The organism is Vulcanibacillus modesticaldus, from assembly GCF_001730235.1.
Lineage (GTDB): Bacteria > Bacillota > Bacilli > Tepidibacillales > Tepidibacillaceae > Vulcanibacillus > Vulcanibacillus modesticaldus.
The window spans coordinates 15980-32216 of sequence record NZ_MIJF01000004.1; the positions used below are offsets into that span (position 1 = coordinate 15980).

Below are 16237 nucleotides of genomic sequence, written 5' to 3' on the forward strand. Positions count from 1 at the left end.
AAGTGAACTATGTCCTAAAATTACTCTCACTGATTAGAAAAATCTTATCCATTGGAAAGTGCAGATAATATGTCTGCCCTTTTTTTTTCATAATTTTATCGTATTGATTCTTCATCACGTTAACATGAAAAATATGTCCTTCACATTTAACAATTAGAGTATCAGTAAAAGCTCCTTCCATTGAATCTATAATTTCGCAAGTGTAAGAATTATTGGTTGTTTTTTCACTGCTTATAGATAAATTATGTGGATGAATACCGGCTATCAATCGAGGTGAAGAAAAGTTGTTGTAATTTTTCACTTCTAATTTAAGAGATCCTGAACTGATAACGTATTTTTCACTATCGCTATCAATAAGATTAACATCTAAAATATTTTTACAACCAGTTAATCTTGCAGTAACTAAAGAAGTAGGGTGATAAATTACTTCTTTTTTATCTGCTAGTTGAATTGTTTTACCATCGGATAAGATCAGAATCTGATCTGCCAAGCGATAGGCTTCCTCAATATTATGAGTTACAAACAAGACAATTCCTGAAAAATTATTTTTGATAATTTCCAAAAGCTCCTGTTCAAGTAAATGTTTTATGTGGCTATCTAGAGCAGAAAAAGGCTCATCTAATAATAAAATCTCTGGTTCAGTAATAAGTGTCCGTGCTAGTGCTACACGTTGTTGCTGGCCGCCAGAAAGTTGCGAAGGATAATAATTAGCATAATTAGACAATTTCATTTTATTAAGCATGTTATTAACAAGGACTTGTCTTTGATTTTTCTTAAGATGACGTATACCAAAAGCTATATTTTCCGCAACGTTTAGATGAGGAAAGAGGGCATAATTTTGAAACATATAACCTATTTTTCTCAATCTCGTTGGAATATTAATCTTTTCATGTGAATTAAAAAGGGTTCTGCTGTTTAATGAAATATGACCCGAATCAGGCGTAATTAATCCGGCAATACATTGTAGGGTTAAACTTTTACCACTTCCTGATGGGCCAAGGATTCCAAGAATGCCATTATTGAATTTAAATGAAATATCCAGAAGAAAATCATCTACCTGTTTTTTGCAAGAAACGTCTAGCATTTACAATCGTCCTTTGATTATTTTTTTTTCTAAGCGATTGATTATAAATAAAACTGTAATTGAAATAAGAGTCATAATCAAAACCAGTAAATTGGCTAATTCTCGATTTCCAGAAATCAAAGCATCGTAAATGGCTATCGGCATTGTTGTTGTTCTATAGGGTATATTACCAGCAACCATTAAAGTAGTACCAAAGTCTCCTAGAGAGCGGGAAAAACTAAGAGCAATACCCGATACAATCCCCCTCCAAGATATTGGAATCATGATTTTAAAAAAAATATTTATTTCGGTCCTGCCAAGCACTCTTGCAGCATTTAATATATCTGGATTAATATCCAAGAATGCTGCACGAGTAGTTTTAATCATAAATGGTATTGATACAATCATTGCAGCAATAATAGCTCCAGTTGGGGTAAAAACAATCATTATATTAAATTTTCTTTCTAGGAATTGACCAATAAAACTTTGCCTACCTAATAAAACCAATAAATAATAACCTAAAACCGTTGGCGGTAAGACTACGGGGAGTGTGACTAATGTGTCAATAAAATCAACTATTTTTCCTTTTGATTTACTCAAATAATAAGCAATTGGTAACCCAATTATCATACTAAGTAAAGTTGCCGTAAAGGCAACTCTTAATGAGAGATATAATGGAAATAGATTTAAATCACCCATTTTTAATTATCCTCCGGATGAATGAAACCGTATTTTTTCATTATTTCTTGACCTTCTTTGCTATTTATATAGTTAATAAAAGAACGGGATAGATCTTCATGTTTGCTGCCTTTAATCACAGCAATTGCCTGTTTAATCGGTGTATGCAATTTATCGTCTATCAATTGAAAATTGATTTTTTCATCATTTGAAATGGATAGTGCAATGATTCCAGCGTCAGCATTACCGGTTTCAATTAACATTAAGGTATCAGAGATATTTTTACCATATACCAGCTTCTCATTAATTTTTTCCCAAAGACCTGCTGATTCAAGTGCTTGTTTTGCTGCTAAACCGTAAGGAGCGTGTTTAGGGTTAGCAATAGCTATTTTTTTGATTTCTGGTTTTAGGAGATCGTTTAAATTATTGATCTTGATTGGATTCGTTTTTAGCATTGCTAATCCTATGCGACCAATTCCGTAAACCCGCTGAGTATCATCTATGATCAGATTTTTATCTTTTAAATAATCAATATAAGCAATATTTGCTGCTGCAAATATATCAAAAGGAGCACCATTTTCTATTTGATCGGTTAATTGTCCTGTAGAACCAAAAGAAAATATTATCTTGCTGTTAGTTGCTTTTTCGAATGATCTTCCTATTTCTGTAAATGCAAGTTTTAAATCTGAGGCGGCTGCAATTGTAAGTTCCGGCATATTTTTTGTGCTATCAGATGACAATCTAGCATTATTAACATTATTACATCCAGAAAATATAACTGATAATAAAGAAAAAAGTATTATTACAAAATAAGCAACTCGGTTCATTTATAACTTCTCCTGCTAAATATAATTAGTTATAGTCGGTAGTAAATCAAACTTATTACTACTCATTAGTAGAGCCATAGATTGATACAATTTATTATAACATTTGTCATTAAAGCATTAAAGGTAATGGTTATAGAGTAATATTCTAATAATACAAAAACACTGATAATGTTTTGCATCTGCATTTCATTATCAGTGTTTTTTTACTATTTTTCTGCTACGATTGCATAGTAATCTGTTCCGATATCAAATTGCTCTATTATCTTATATCCAGTTTGGACTAGAAGTTCCCTAACTTCATTCTTATCCAATCTATCTTCTACAGGTGGTCCATAGGAAGATTGTTTTTTCTCCCAATCAATAATTGCTATTTTTCCTTCACTTTTGAGTATTCTTTTTATTTCGTTTAAGTAGTAAACTGCATCATCAACTTCATGGAGAACAGTACTTAATAAGACGTAAGTGATAGTTTCATCATCTAACTTCAGGTCATCTTCAGCTACCTTAATGATCTCAACATTATTAATATCATTTGTTTCTATACCTTCGATTACCTCATCTAGCATTTGTTGAGAAATATCTAAAGCATATACTTTACCATCTTCGCCAACGATTTTTGAAGCGGGAAAGGTAAAATAACCAAATCCACAGCCAACATCAGCCATTATGTCTCCCTTACGTAAATGTAGCTTACGTAATGTTTCTTCTGGTGGTAATATTTTCTTTCGCTCTTTTATACGTTGTTTCATCTTTTGAGGGTCAAATTTATGCTTCATACTTAAAATTCCTGCCTTTCTATTTAAAAAGTTTTATGAGTTTCGGTTCTTATTTATGACGCTCTAAAAAATCGAGAATTAGGCGGTAAGTTTTATACTCATTTTCCTTTTTAGAGAAGCCGTGTCCCTCATCTTCTAAAACGAGGTATTCAACTTCAACGCCCTTTTTCTTTAAAGCAGCCACAATTTGATCAGATTCAGCTTTAACCACCCGTGGGTCATTGGCACCTTGGATAACTAGAAGTGGTTTTGTCATTTGGTCTAGATAAGTAATTGGTGAATCCTTTGTTAATCTCTCTTTATCTTCGACTGGATCACCTAGCCATTGTTTCATTATTGGTTTCCAATGTTCAGGTACAGAGTTAATAAAGGTAAATAAATTACTTGGGCCAAAAATATCAATTGCTGCACGGAAGTATTCCGGATGTCTTCCTGCCAGAAGTAATGTCATATAGCCACCATAACTACCACCCATAATAAAGAGTTTATCACGCTTTGAGATTTTATTTTCAAATAGCCATTCTATTCCCGCTATACAATCTAATCGAGGACCTTCTCCCCAATCTCCTTCAACAAGTTTGGTGAATGTAGCACCATAGCCAGTGCTTCCACGGAAGTTTGGTGCGAAAATGGTATAGCCCCTTCCAAGTAGAAATTGGAATAGACCGCGAAAAAACTTGCGTTCAGCATGTTGGGGTCCTCCATGTGGCCAAAAGATAGTATATCCATTATCTATTTCTGGTTTTGCAGGGAATAACAATGCTTCGATTTCTAAACCATCATAAGATTTATATTGGATAACTTTAGGTTCAACTAAATCTTCTTCAGGTATTCCGAGAACTTGATTATTTGTTAAAGCTTCCCAATCACTATTAAGTGTTTTTTTATAGATATTAAAGGTTTTTGTAGCGCTTCTACCTAACAAATACAAATTGCCACTCTCGGTAACTTCTAGTTGTTGTACATTATCTACAGGGATTTCGAGTGTAGATAGCTTACCGTTATCAATATTATAGACGTGTATTTTATCCGTAACTCCTTTTTCTGTCACGATGTAAATATTATTAGATTGTTGATGCCATTTTAACTCTCTAATATCCTCAGAATCTAATTTGATTATTGGTGTAAATGTTTTAGATTCAAGGTTAAATGTAGCAAGGTAGGAAAAATCTTCGCCATAATTTGTAACTAGGTAAATCAGGGATTCGTCAACAAATAATATATCGGAAACGGTATGGGCCACTTCAGTACTTGGAGTGACACAAAAAACTTCTTCACCTTTTTTGATGTAAGCTAGCATATGGGTGTTTGAGAACATTTTTATAAAGGCGAAACTTTGTTCTTTTGGACTTACTTTCAAAAGGTGATTAGTTGTTGATTCTCCTTTGATTAGTAATTTATCTTCCTTTGTCTTAAGGTTATAGCAATGAATATTAAGAAAAGAAGGATTATCTTTAGTGGTCGTATAATAGATCCGTTCGCCGTTTTTTGAAAGATGATTGAAATAAAACTTTTCGTTGTCATCACCCGTAAGGATCGGATGTGGATTTCCGCCATTAATTGGTAGGGCGTAAATTTGAAAATTTTCATCTCCATCTTTATCAAAGCCTGTTAGAATGTATCTATTTTGGGGATCAATTTTTACAAAGTTACTATTTTGATCATTATAGGTTAGGGGATAAGGATAGGTATTAGGTAGATCCATCGCCCATAAATTGAATTTGCCGTTTAAGTTGCTACTAAATATTAATTTTTTTTCATCTTTGCTTATTGTAAAATGAGAAATGACATAGGTACGAAAAAACTGCTCAACATCAGGTTTAGGAAAAGAAATCATGATATACCCCTTTCTAAAACAGTTTATTTTTTATAGTATTCTTCACAATAGTGTTAATTCCTGCCTATACATTTGAAGCCTGGTGGGAGTACACTTTTGAGTAGCATTGATACTGTTTTTTCTTAGAAAATATAGTTATAATAACTACAATAAATTGGTATAATGTGTTTATCTGTTCTAAGAATGAAAGGAGATAATATCTATGAATATAAAACAGTATGCTAACCCACCAGAAATGCAAATCGATACAAGTAAGGAATATTTTGCGACTATTCATACTAATAAAGGAGATATTAAGATTAAGCTATTTGCTGATTCAGCCCCAAAGACTGTTAATAATTTTGTTTTCTTAGCTAATGATGGTTTCTACGATAACGTTAAATTCCACAGGATAATCAAAACATTCATGATTCAGACCGGTGATCCTTTGGGTAATGGTATGGGAGGACCTGGATATACTTTTGAAGATGAGCTTCCTCCCGCAAAAGAATATAAACCAGGAATTGTTGCTATGGCAAACGCAGGACCTAATACTAATGGCAGTCAATTTTTCATTTGTAGTGGATCAGACAGTGCTTATCTAAATCATCAACCGAATTATACGGTTTTCGGTGAAGTTGTTGAGGGTATGGAGACAGTAGACAATATCGCTAGTGTTCCGGTTGGCCCTTCCTTTGGTGGGGAAATGAGTAGCCCTAAAGAGGCTGTCTACATGAAAAATATTGAGATCGAAGTAAAATAATAGTCAGGTATTGGGGGGAATTATATGTCCTTATCTGATGAGTTAAATTCAATTGCTCCTATTAAATTTCAAGGATTTGAAGATGAAGAATTAAAACAACGGATTATTGATGAATTAATGGAAGTGAACGATCCAGAGTTAAATGTAGACATTATTAACTTAGGGTTAGTTTATGAAATTAAAATGGATGAGGAAAAGAATATAGAGGTAATAATGACTTTAACAGCTATGGGATGTCCTTTAGCTGGTACTATAAAGGATCAAGTTGAAGAAGCGTTAAGAAAAATACCAACGATAAATAGAGTTAGGGTTGAACTTGTATGGAATCCTCCTTGGAACAAAAGTCGTGTATCTAAATTAGCAGCACTTGGACTAGGAATCAAATTGGATTAATAGGCATAAGCTTTATTGACAATAGGTATATTTTTTGGTACTTTAGGGTTAAAGGGGAGTAGCTATTAAGCGACAAAGTCGTCATTCACAGGAAGAATTTCCTCGGCTTTGTTGGCAACCATAAAAAGTTGTTAGCAAGACCTTTATCGAAAGATAAGGGTCTTTTTCATTTTTTTATCCTTTTAGGTAATTATAATTATGGAGGTGTTATACAGATGGATGTATTAGACATACAATTTTTGAGCAGCTTGTTGAGTATTATTATGATTGATATTGTTCTTGGAGGAGATAATGCAATTTTAATAGCACTAGCCACAAGGAGATTACCTAATAATCAGAGAAAGAAAGCTATCTTTTGGGGAGTAGTTGGTGCTATTGGTGTCAGGGCAGCTTTAACCGCGGTAGCAGTTTATATTTTAAAGATTCCATTATTAAAATTCGTTGGTGGATTATTACTCATTTGGATTGCTTTTAAGTTACTTGTTAATGATGAAGAAGAAGATAATGTTGAATCTGGAAAAAATTTAGGAGAAGCTATTAAGACAATTATTATAGCTGATTTGTTAATGGGGATAGACAATGTTTTAGCTGTAGCAGGGGCGGCACATGGAAGTCCGCTATTAGTTGTCTTAGGATTACTAATTAGTGTTCCGATTATAGTATGGGGAAGTAGCATAATACTTCACTTTATCGACAGATTCCCAGTTATTATATATATTGGTGCGGCTGTTATTGCATGGACTGCCGGTAGTATGATGGTTGAAGATATTATCATCCATGAGAAGGTAATTAGAATACTGCCTGAATTGGGATTGATAGTTCCTGTTGTGGTTACAGGTTTAGTATTGATTATTGGGTATTGGATGAGAAAGAAAACTACTACATATAATCGGATATAAAATAAATTTAAAGATATAGAATATAAATTATCGGTTAAGAATGGGCTGTTAGATAACAGTCCTTTTCTTTGTTTATATTCCCAAAAGCCGAATTTACACAAAACACAACTTACACCATCTCTGTTCTTTTGTTGCAAGAAATTGATAATTGCGAATTGCCTTGAAAAGGTGGGTTAAAACAGATATCATATGAAAAAAATGCTTATGGAGAGATAATGATGATTTATGGTATTGGTATAGATGTCGTTAGGATAAAACGGATCGAAGAGATTTTAATTAGAAATGAAGAACATTTTCTCAAGAAGATATTAACAGAAAAAGAAAGACAATTATATCCTAAGGAGCGAATGAAAAGAGCAGAGTTTGTTGCCGGACGATTCGCAGGGAAAGAAGCGGTGGCAAAAGCTCTAGGAACTGGAATTGGTAGTAAGCTTAAGTGGAAGGATATTGAGATAGGGCGTTTAGCTTCAGGACAACCAATTGTTAAACTGAATGATGATAAATTAGTTGGTGATTTTACGATTCACATAAGTATTTCTCATACAGATGATTTGGCTATGGCAAAAGTTATTATTGAACAAAAGTAGACAATTTGCATATCTGTCCACTTTCGGACATACATATATAACGCGGTGAGGAGGAGGAAATGTGTATTTAGTAACTGCAAAAGAAATGCGTGAAATTGACCGACAAACCATAGAAGGGATTGGTATTCCAGATGTTGTACTGATGGAAAATGCAGGTGCTAAAGTGGCCCAAATGCTTATGGAGAGAATCGGGAAACGTAATCAGACAAAAATTATTGTACTTGCTGGCCATGGTAATAATGGGGGAGATGGATTTGTTGTTGCAAGGCATTTGAATAATAGTGGATTTGCTGTTGAAACATGGCTCATTGGTAGTCTTACCAAATGTTCTGAGGAAAGTTTGGTAAACTATCGCGCTTTAATTAATTTAGGGCACAAGGTAAAAATTTGGGATATTAATATGGATCGTGAATTGAAAGATAGTATTAGTAGTGCAGATGTTATTATAGACGCTTTGTTGGGTACCGGAATCAAAGGTGAATTAAGGGAGCCATTTAAAAATATTATTCAATTTGCAAATCGACAGGATGCTTATCGAGTAGCAGTAGACATCCCTACCGGTGTTAATAGTGATACTGGTCAAGTGGTAGATATCGCCTTTAAAGCAGCTTTGACCATAACTTTCGCTTTACCTAAGCTTGGCCAGCTATTGTATCCAGGTGTAGAATATGTTGGTGAATTATTGATAGTAGATATTTCAATTCCCCCAAAAGTAGTTGAGAATTTTAAGCTAAAAAAGAGAATGATAACACCCGGCATGATCAAGGAAATTCTACCGATTCGCACTGAGTATAGTCATAAAGGAACGTATGGTCATGCTCTATTAATCGGGGGGTCTAAGGATATGCCTGGGGCTCCAACTTTAGCTGCTTTAGCTGCAATGCGTTCTGGAGCAGGACTGACCACTGTTGTTGTTCCAGCCTCAATTCATTCTATGGTGTTTGGTCGAGTACCTGAGGCTATTTGTATGGGTCTACCTGAAGAATCGACAGGACATTTTTCGCTAAAAAGTATTGAGCAATTAAATTTAGATGACAAAAAATTTACCGCCTTAGGAGTTGGACCAGGGGTTGGTACCTGGGATAGAGGTGTTGAGTGGTTGAAATTGCTCATCAAGTCTACTACTAAACCGATGGTGATTGATGCTGATGGATTAAACCTTCTATCCTTAGATTTAAGTTTATTGGGTGAAAGAAATGGAACTATAGTTCTTACACCTCATCCTGGTGAAATGGCGAGATTAATCAATAAAAATATTAAATACGTTGAAAAAAACCGCGTGGACGTGGCTTTGGAATTTGCTCAAGAACATGGCGTATTTGTTGTCTTAAAGGGGTTTAATACAATTATCGCTACACCGGATGGAGAAATATATATTAATACAACAGGTGGTCCTGAACTAGCCAAAGGTGGTACTGGAGATGTTTTAACAGGAATGATTACCGGTTTTATAGCACAAAGGATTCCAGTTAAAGATGCTGTAATAATTGCTGTATATTTACATGGATTAGCTGGCGGTTTTGCTAGTTACCCTTCTAATTACAGTACCCTTGCAACAGAAGTTATCGACAAAATTGGAAAAGCTATTCACTATACAATGTCAAATCACGCAGATTAATTACTGACACATTTCCCAGGAAATTGACAAGATTCTCGTTCTTGTCAAATTAAATAGGGGGATGATGGTATGCTTAGGGTTAGATGGTCATTGGTTATAGTAATATCCTTATTGCTTTTAGTAAGTGGATGTGGTCAAAAGGATTCGGAAGATATTGTCGATGATTTGGAGGCAAAATTAAATTCTCTTTCAAGCTATAAGGCATTAGGAACAATGAAAATTCTTAGTGGAGATACTTCACTAGACTATTCTGTAGAGGTTTGGTACAAAGAACCCTATTATTATCGGATTTTATTAACTAATGTTAATAAAAATATTACTCAGATTGTTCTACGTAATGATGATGGGGTATTCGTGATTGATCCAGCATTGAATAAAAGTTACAGATTTAAAAGTGATTGGCCGGAGTCAAATGGAGCGGTTTATTTGTATCATTCTCTAGCGTCGAGTATTATTGATGATAATGGGCGGATTTTTACGTTAGAAGGAGATAATTATTTATTTGAGGTCAAAGCTAATTACCAGAATAAAACGCTTAGCAAACAAAAGGTGTGGCTTGATAAAAAATTACGACCTTTAAAAGTTACAGTGTACGATCCTAAGCAAACAAAACTAGTTGACATGGTGTTTACAGAATTCAACTTTGATGTTAGGTTTGATGATGATGCCTTTGACATGGAAAGAAATCTAACAGGTTGGGATTTCGGCACATTGCCAACCCTAAGCAATGCGGATGATTCAACTAGTTTTGGGGTTATAGAACCAGCATATATACCAGATGGAGTAACAAAAAATGCTCCTAAATTTTTAGACAAAGAAGATGGTAAGTCCGTAGTAATCAAATATTCTGGAACGTACAATTATAGCTTAATTGAATCAAAACCTAAAGCTATGATGGCAAGTGCACCAGAAACATCAAAAAATGATATCGTTGATTTAGGATTTGGGTTAGGGGTTTTAACTGAGATGGAAGTTACCAATACTAGGACTTTAACCTGGACTTATAATGGGGTTGAATTTAAACTAATTGGCGATTTGCCTGTTGATGAGATGATAAACGTGGCACAATCAGTATTTGGTCAGACGGGAAAGTAATTTAATAATTAATTAACAGGCAAAAAAAACCTGGGTGGTGTACCGCCCAGTTTTTTAATCTTTTAGGATTCCTTCTCGCAAAGGTTCTTCATTATTCACTCTTATTTCAATGATGGAATTAGCTACGCAAATTTTGCTTTAAATATCTTAAAATGCTTGATAAAATAAATTCTTAGAATGAAATAATATTCTTAGAACGGAATAAATGTAGGAAGTGATGGAAGAATGGATATTATTAAACAGGAAGTACCAAGTTATTTAACAGTTTTGTTGAGGAAGTCTGGAATAGTTAAAACGGTTGAAACGATAGTTTTTCTATTTGTGCTATTGATCTTATGGTTTGAATTGGGTTATGATAATCCGAATTTCAAAATCGGTGCACTAATAAGTGCGACTTTGACTTTAGGATTGTCACCTATTGTTTATAAGTTAATTGTTAAGCCTAAATACTCTTTAACTGAGACTCATTTGGTAATTAACAAGTTAAATGAGGAGTTGTTAATACCTATTGCTAAAATTAAACGTTCTTACGATATGAGATTCTTTTATATTATTGACGGCAAGAAAACAGCTTTAACGGTGTCAGATGATTTTATTAGAGAGCTGGATTTGCAGATTGAAAAAATAAAGAAAATGTCAAGATAGAGAGGGGTAGTAATGTCATTACCTTTTTTTCGGCCTACGATTGTTGAGGTAGATTTGGATGCAATTACCCATAATATTGAATTTATTAAAAGAAAAATCCCAAATAACGCAGAAATTATGGCTGTTGTGAAGGCTGATGCTTATGGACATGGGGCAATTCCAATCGTTAAACATCTTCAATCCTTAGGTATTAGGTACTATGCAGTAGCTTTTTTGGATGAGGCAATTCAACTCAGATACGCGGGTATTGAGGACCCAATTTTGGTGCTTGGATATACACCAAATAAAGGAATTGAAGAAGCGATAAGAAATGACATAACCTTGACGGTATTTACCAAAGAAACTATCGATTACATTCATTTGATTGGAGAACGACTACAGAAGAAGTTAAAGGTTCATATTAAAATAGATACCGGAATGGGGAGAATTGGTTTATTCCCCGAGGATTTACTAGATTTTATAAACTATATAAACCAGAATCCATGGATAAAGTTAGAAGGAATATATACTCATTTTGCGACAGCTGATGAGAAAGATAAAACATTTACTATGCAGCAATATGAAAAGTTTATAAAAACGTTAAATGAGACCAACATGATTAATAGAATCCCTTTTATTCATGTTTCCAACAGTGCTGCTATAATAGATTTGCCTGAGTTATCCCAATCAATGGTAAGATTAGGAATAAGTTTATATGGTTTATTGCCATCAAATGAGGTTAGTATATCGACTAGTGAACTAAAACCAGCAATGTCTGTTAAAACGGAAGTTGTATATGTGAAAAAACTTAAAAGTGGTCAAACAGTAAGCTATGGCGCTACCTTTAAAGCCGAAAGAGAAACAATTGTAGCTACGATACCAATCGGTTATGCAGACGGTTTATTAAGAGGCTTATCAAATGCAGGGTATGTTCTAATACACGGACAAAAGGCACCTATCATAGGAATGATTTGTATGGACCAGACAATGGTAGATGTTACTGATATACCAGATGTCCGAATTGGTGATGAAGTAGTTATTATCGGTGCTCAGGGTGATCAATATATACTTGCTAATCATCAAGCTGAAATGTTAAACACAATCAATTATGAGATAGTCACAATTATCGGTAAAAGAATTCCAAGGGTTTATCGGAAAAATGGTGATATTGTCGAAATAGTGAATGGCTTAATAGAATGAAGAGGTAAAAATTTCTAGCAGGAAAATAATAAAAAACATCGAATAGTATACCTCAAATGTGGTATGGTTTTTCTAGTGGATAAAAAACATCAAGATAAGTATATTTTTACATCTATAACGGTAAAATGTTAATATTAGTAGTAATATACATTATTATTATAAATCGATTGATGTTCTTATGTTTTGGGGGTGCAAGATATAGTGGCCAATAATAAACGTATTATGATTAGTTTACCTTATAACTTACTACAGGAAGTTGATTATGTAGCAGAAAAGGAAAATTCCAATCGTAGTGAGTTGATTCGTAAAGCGATGAAGCTCTATTTACAGGAAAGAAAGAAGCAACTTATCCGAGAGAGTATGCAAAAAGGATATATGGAAATGGCTAATATCAATCTTAACCTTGCATCAGAGTCATTTTTACTTGAAGAAGAAGCTGATTCTACAGTAGACCGCTTAGTTAGCGGGGTGTAAGTCTTGATTATAAAACGTGGTGATGTTTTTTTTGCCGATTTGTCTCCAGTTGTTGGTTCAGAACAGGGTGGGGTTCGTCCTGTACTAATAATACAAAATGATATTGGGAATCGATATAGTCCGACAGTTATCGTTGCGGCGATAACTGCGCAGATTCAAAAAGCTAAATTACCTACCCATGTGGAAATCGATGCTAAAACCTATGGTTTTGAACGTGATTCGGTGATATTATTGGAGCAGATAAGAACTATTGATAAGCAAAGATTGACCGATAAAATCACGTACTTAGATGATGTTATGATGCAAAAAGTTAACGAAGCTATGCAAATCAGCCTAGGTTTGATAGACTTTTAAAAAAGAAGGTATTATTCCCTTCTTTTTTTTGTTTAACATTACTGTTTCACAAAATCCCAATTCTAGAGTTGGAGGTTATTTATGGAACCGATACAATTTATGATTGATCAAATTTCCGAAGAATTAAAAATTAAGAAAGAGCAAACAAAACAAGTAATACGATTATTAGATGAAGGGAACACAATTCCTTTTATTGCAAGATATCGTAAAGAATTAACAGGGCAATTAGACGAAACAACATTAAGAAATATCTTTGAAAAGATAACATACTTAAGAAACTTGCATCAGCGTAAAGAAGAAGTTATAAGATTGATTGAAGCACAGGGAAAACTAACTGATGAGTTAAGGAAAGAAATCGAAAGTGCTAGTAAATTACAACGTGTTGAGGACTTATATAGACCATACAAACCTAAGAGGAGAACAAGGGCAAGTATAGCAAAAGAAAAGGGGTTAGAACCATTTGCTGAAGTTTTGCTAGAAAAAATGGATTATGACCAGATAGTTGAGCTGGCTCAAAAATACATTTCTAAAGAGTATGAACTTAGCACAGTGGATGAAGTTATTCAAGGTGGTCAAGACATCATTGCAGAGATGATCTCTGATGACCCTGTTGTAAGAGAGTGGGTCAGAAATGAAACCTTCAATAGGGGAATTATCAGGGTCCAAGCTAAAGACAGTGACAAAGAAAGTGTTTACGAGATGTATTATGACTATCAAGAGCCGATAAAAAATATTCGTCATCATCGAGTACTAGCTATTAATCGAGGAGAAAAGGAAGACTATTTGAAAGTAAAAATTCAAATTGATGAAAAATCAATTATTGATGGACTTGTGAACAAATTTTCTCTATTCTCCAAATTCAGAGAATTACCAAGACATCTTACAAAGGTTGTTGAGGATAGCTATAAACGTTTAATTTCCCCTTCGATTGAAAGGGAGATCAGACAGTTACTGACAGAAAAAGCTGAGGATGGCGCAATTCAAATTTTTTCAGCAAATTTAAGACAACTATTATTGCAACCTCCGATAAAAGGTAAAACGATCTTAGGAATTGATCCAGCATATAGGACTGGATGTAAATTGGCAGTTGTCAATCCTGTTGGAAAAGTTGAGGATATTCGAGTCATTTACCCTACCCCTCCACAAAATAAGGTGGAAGAGGCAAAGAAACAAGTAAAAGACTTAGTTGAAAAGTTTGGGATTGAGATTATTGTTATTGGAAATGGTACAGCTTCAAGAGAAACAGAACAATTTGTTGCCGATTTCATAAGTGAACACGATAAAGATCTATATTACATCATTGTAAGTGAAGCGGGTGCTAGTGTTTATTCTGCTTCTAGGTTAGCAAAGGAAGAGTTTCCCGATCTAGATGTTTCAGAACGTAGTGCTATTTCCATCGCAAGAAGAATACAAGATCCTTTGGCTGAATTGGTTAAAATCGACCCAAAATCAGTCGGCGTGGGACAATATCAACATGATGTATCACAAAAAAAATTAGAAGCGAGCTTAACTCAAGTCGTCGAGTCAGTGGTAAACTATGTTGGTGTTGACATTAATACTGCTTCTATTTCGCTGTTACAATATATATCAGGGATGAACAAAACTGTAGCCAAGAATATAGTGGAATATCGTGAAAAGAACGGTAAATTTAAAAATCGTGAAGAATTAAAGGAAGTTCCGCGTTTTGGTGCCAAAACTTACGAGCAAGCAATTGGATTTTTGAGGATTGATGGAGAAAATCCGTTAGATAAAACTTCAATACATCCAGAATCTTATGCTGTAACCTATGCGCTACTGGATCATATAAATTTAACAACTAGAGATATTGGAACAGAAAATTTAAAGCAAAAGCTTAAAGAATTAGATTTAGAAAAACTTAGTAAAATGTTAGATGTAGGATTGCCGACATTAAATGACATCGTTGCAAGCTTAATTAGACCTTTTAGAGATCCTAGGGATGAACTACCAAAACCGATATTTCATAAGGATATATTAAAGATAGAGGATCTAAAACAAGGGATGCATTTGCAGGGTACCGTAAGGAATATTGTTGATTTTGGTGCCTTTATCGATATTGGGGTCAAAGAGGATGGTTTGGTTCATATCTCTGAGATGAGCGAAAAATACATTAAACACCCTTTAGATGTTGTTTCGGTTGGCGATATAATCGACGTTTGGGTTTTGAGTACGGATGTACAGAAAAAAAGAATCAGTCTTACGATGAAAAAACATTGAGTATGAGATGAAACTACGATATATATTTAAAAAAAATGTAAAGCGACTATGATAGCTATGATAGTCGCTTTTGGACTTTTTGTTCGCGCTCTTTTTCTAAAAATGAAAACCAAAAATCATTTAAAAGTTTGATTCTGTACTTATCTTTATTATAAAAAGCTTGAGTGAATTGGCGTATCAACCAATCTGGCACAGAATCTCCCCTTTCTTTATATTGTGTGATATTATATGTTAAACTTTAATGAGAAGTTCTATATTTATAGGTTGTACTGTTTAATTTCAAATATAAATGGTATATTTGGGTTATTGATAAAAAATAAAGTATCAAGGCTGATTTTATATGAATAATCATGAGTTGCAAATGTTAGTTGAAGATATTTCATTAAAATTTTTTAACGAACCATTCAATCATAAAGCTACATTCAACCCTAGGTTGAGAACAACTGGTGGAAGATATTTTGTTAAAAGTCATAATCTTGAATTTAATTTAAAATTATACGATCAATATGGTCAAGATGAACTGGTGAATATTATTAAACATGAATTATGTCATTACCATCTTCATTTGCAGGGCAAGGGATATCTCCATCGTGATAAAGATTTTAAAGAGCTGTTGGAGCGTGTGGGAGGAAGTCGTTTTGCTAAACCTCTAGATAAGGTAACGAGTAGACCATATCGATATGTTATTAAATGTACAAACTGTGATTTAGAAATTTATAGAAAACGAAGAATAGATCTGAAAAAATATAGGTGCGGTAAATGTAACGGTAAATTGCAGATAAATTTTATAAAAAAATAAGAAAAAATGTTGACATTGGATTTTATATATGATACA

18 protein-coding genes are annotated in these 16237 nt (G+C 33.9%); 12 read left to right on the forward strand and 6 right to left on the reverse strand.

Going from position 1 to position 16237, the window contains the following annotated elements; translation table 11 throughout:
• Positions 1-7: 7 nt before the first annotated feature.
• The 5 genes from BHF71_RS01300 to BHF71_RS01320 all read right to left on the reverse strand — a co-directional run bounded on the left by BHF71_RS01300 (position 8) and on the right by BHF71_RS01320 (position 5181).
• A complete protein-coding gene (locus BHF71_RS01300) occupies positions 8-1084 on the reverse strand; it encodes a sulfate/molybdate ABC transporter ATP-binding protein (RefSeq protein ID WP_069655877.1) in 1077 nt (358 codons plus the stop codon).
• Positions 1085-1762, reverse strand: coding sequence for a molybdate ABC transporter permease subunit (gene modB / locus BHF71_RS01305; protein ID WP_069655878.1), 678 nt, complete (start codon positions 1760-1762; stop codon positions 1085-1087).
• 2 nt (positions 1763-1764) lie between these two features.
• Positions 1765-2568, reverse strand: a complete 804-nt coding sequence (gene modA, locus BHF71_RS01310; protein ID WP_069655879.1) for a molybdate ABC transporter substrate-binding protein — start codon at positions 2566-2568, stop codon at positions 1765-1767.
• Positions 2569-2774: 206 nt separating this feature from the next.
• A complete protein-coding gene (locus BHF71_RS01315) occupies positions 2775-3344 on the reverse strand; it encodes a class I SAM-dependent methyltransferase (protein WP_069655880.1) in 570 nt (189 codons plus the stop codon).
• Between the two features lie 49 nt (positions 3345-3393).
• A complete protein-coding gene (locus BHF71_RS01320) occupies positions 3394-5181 on the reverse strand; it encodes a S9 family peptidase (RefSeq protein WP_069655881.1) in 1788 nt (595 codons plus the stop codon).
• A gap of 202 nt (positions 5182-5383) precedes the next feature.
• On the opposite strand from BHF71_RS01320, the gene BHF71_RS01325 reads away from it, so the two are divergent.
• The 11 genes from BHF71_RS01325 (at position 5384) to BHF71_RS01375 (ending at position 15402) form a co-directional block, all read left to right on the forward strand.
• The gene (locus tag BHF71_RS01325; RefSeq protein WP_218064910.1) at positions 5384-5923 is read left to right on the forward strand and encodes a peptidylprolyl isomerase; all 540 of its coding nucleotides are present in this window, start codon (positions 5384-5386) and stop codon (positions 5921-5923) included.
• A gap of 24 nt (positions 5924-5947) precedes the next feature.
• The gene (locus BHF71_RS01330) at positions 5948-6316 is read left to right on the forward strand and encodes a metal-sulfur cluster assembly factor (protein WP_069655882.1); all 369 of its coding nucleotides are present in this window, start codon (positions 5948-5950) and stop codon (positions 6314-6316) included.
• Between the two features lie 215 nt (positions 6317-6531).
• Positions 6532-7215 carry a TerC family protein gene (locus BHF71_RS01335; RefSeq protein ID WP_069655883.1) on the forward strand — a complete coding sequence of 228 codons (684 nt, stop codon included), beginning with the start codon at positions 6532-6534 and terminating at the stop codon, positions 7213-7215.
• 218 nt (positions 7216-7433) lie between these two features.
• A complete protein-coding gene (gene acpS, locus BHF71_RS01340; protein WP_069655884.1) occupies positions 7434-7802 on the forward strand; it encodes a holo-ACP synthase in 369 nt (122 codons plus the stop codon).
• 61 nt (positions 7803-7863) lie between these two features.
• The gene (locus BHF71_RS01345) at positions 7864-9420 is read left to right on the forward strand and encodes a bifunctional ADP-dependent NAD(P)H-hydrate dehydratase/NAD(P)H-hydrate epimerase (RefSeq protein WP_069655885.1); all 1557 of its coding nucleotides are present in this window, start codon (positions 7864-7866) and stop codon (positions 9418-9420) included.
• Positions 9421-9489: 69 nt separating this feature from the next.
• On the forward strand, positions 9490-10515 hold the full coding sequence (locus tag BHF71_RS01350; protein ID WP_069655886.1) for an outer membrane lipoprotein-sorting protein: 1026 nt from the start codon (positions 9490-9492) through the stop codon (positions 10513-10515).
• A gap of 225 nt (positions 10516-10740) precedes the next feature.
• On the forward strand, positions 10741-11160 hold the full coding sequence (locus tag BHF71_RS01355; protein ID WP_069655887.1) for a hypothetical protein: 420 nt from the start codon (positions 10741-10743) through the stop codon (positions 11158-11160).
• A gap of 12 nt (positions 11161-11172) precedes the next feature.
• The gene (alr, locus tag BHF71_RS01360) at positions 11173-12339 is read left to right on the forward strand and encodes an alanine racemase (RefSeq protein ID WP_069655888.1); all 1167 of its coding nucleotides are present in this window, start codon (positions 11173-11175) and stop codon (positions 12337-12339) included.
• Between the two features lie 222 nt (positions 12340-12561).
• Positions 12562-12813: a CopG family ribbon-helix-helix protein gene (locus tag BHF71_RS01365; RefSeq protein WP_069655907.1), complete on the forward strand. Its 252-nt coding sequence runs from the start codon at positions 12562-12564 to the stop codon at positions 12811-12813.
• Positions 12814-12816: 3 nt separating this feature from the next.
• On the forward strand, positions 12817-13167 hold the full coding sequence (locus tag BHF71_RS01370; RefSeq protein ID WP_069655889.1) for a type II toxin-antitoxin system PemK/MazF family toxin: 351 nt from the start codon (positions 12817-12819) through the stop codon (positions 13165-13167).
• An 81-nt stretch (positions 13168-13248) separates the two neighbouring features.
• Positions 13249-15402 (forward strand): Tex family protein, encoded by a 2154-nt coding sequence (locus BHF71_RS01375; protein WP_069655890.1) that lies wholly within the window; start codon positions 13249-13251, stop codon positions 15400-15402.
• A 55-nt stretch (positions 15403-15457) separates the two neighbouring features.
• Here the strand turns inward: BHF71_RS01375 and cmpA are convergent, their stop codons facing one another.
• Positions 15458-15595 (reverse strand): cortex morphogenetic protein CmpA, encoded by a 138-nt coding sequence (gene cmpA, locus BHF71_RS11745; RefSeq protein WP_141705309.1) that lies wholly within the window; start codon positions 15593-15595, stop codon positions 15458-15460.
• A gap of 147 nt (positions 15596-15742) precedes the next feature.
• Between cmpA and BHF71_RS01380 the strand changes: the two genes are divergently transcribed.
• Positions 15743-16201 (forward strand): SprT family protein, encoded by a 459-nt coding sequence (locus BHF71_RS01380; RefSeq protein ID WP_069655891.1) that lies wholly within the window; start codon positions 15743-15745, stop codon positions 16199-16201.
• Positions 16202-16237: the final 36 nt, after the last annotated feature.

Coding starts and splice junctions, on each gene's coding strand:
- BHF71_RS01300 (WP_069655877.1), bottom strand. CDS start 1,084: ATGCTAGACGTTTCTTGCAAAAAACAGGTAGATGATTTTCTTCTGGAT.
- modB (WP_069655878.1), bottom strand. CDS start 1,762: ATGGGTGATTTAAATCTATTTCCATTATATCTCTCATTAAGAGTTGCC.
- modA (WP_069655879.1), bottom strand. CDS start 2,568: ATGAACCGAGTTGCTTATTTTGTAATAATACTTTTTTCTTTATTATCA.
- BHF71_RS01315 (WP_069655880.1), bottom strand. CDS start 3,344: ATGAAGCATAAATTTGACCCTCAAAAGATGAAACAACGTATAAAAGAG.
- BHF71_RS01320 (WP_069655881.1), bottom strand. CDS start 5,181: ATGATTTCTTTTCCTAAACCTGATGTTGAGCAGTTTTTTCGTACCTAT.
- BHF71_RS01325 (WP_218064910.1), top strand. CDS start 5,384: ATGAATATAAAACAGTATGCTAACCCACCAGAAATGCAAATCGATACA.
- BHF71_RS01330 (WP_069655882.1), top strand. CDS start 5,948: ATGTCCTTATCTGATGAGTTAAATTCAATTGCTCCTATTAAATTTCAA.
- BHF71_RS01335 (WP_069655883.1), top strand. CDS start 6,532: ATGGATGTATTAGACATACAATTTTTGAGCAGCTTGTTGAGTATTATT.
- acpS (WP_069655884.1), top strand. CDS start 7,434: ATGATTTATGGTATTGGTATAGATGTCGTTAGGATAAAACGGATCGAA.
- BHF71_RS01350 (WP_069655886.1), top strand. CDS start 9,490: ATGCTTAGGGTTAGATGGTCATTGGTTATAGTAATATCCTTATTGCTT.
- BHF71_RS01355 (WP_069655887.1), top strand. CDS start 10,741: ATGGATATTATTAAACAGGAAGTACCAAGTTATTTAACAGTTTTGTTG.
- alr (WP_069655888.1), top strand. CDS start 11,173: ATGTCATTACCTTTTTTTCGGCCTACGATTGTTGAGGTAGATTTGGAT.
- BHF71_RS01365 (WP_069655907.1), top strand. CDS start 12,562: ATGATTAGTTTACCTTATAACTTACTACAGGAAGTTGATTATGTAGCA.
- BHF71_RS01375 (WP_069655890.1), top strand. CDS start 13,249: ATGGAACCGATACAATTTATGATTGATCAAATTTCCGAAGAATTAAAA.
- BHF71_RS01380 (WP_069655891.1), top strand. CDS start 15,743: ATGAATAATCATGAGTTGCAAATGTTAGTTGAAGATATTTCATTAAAA.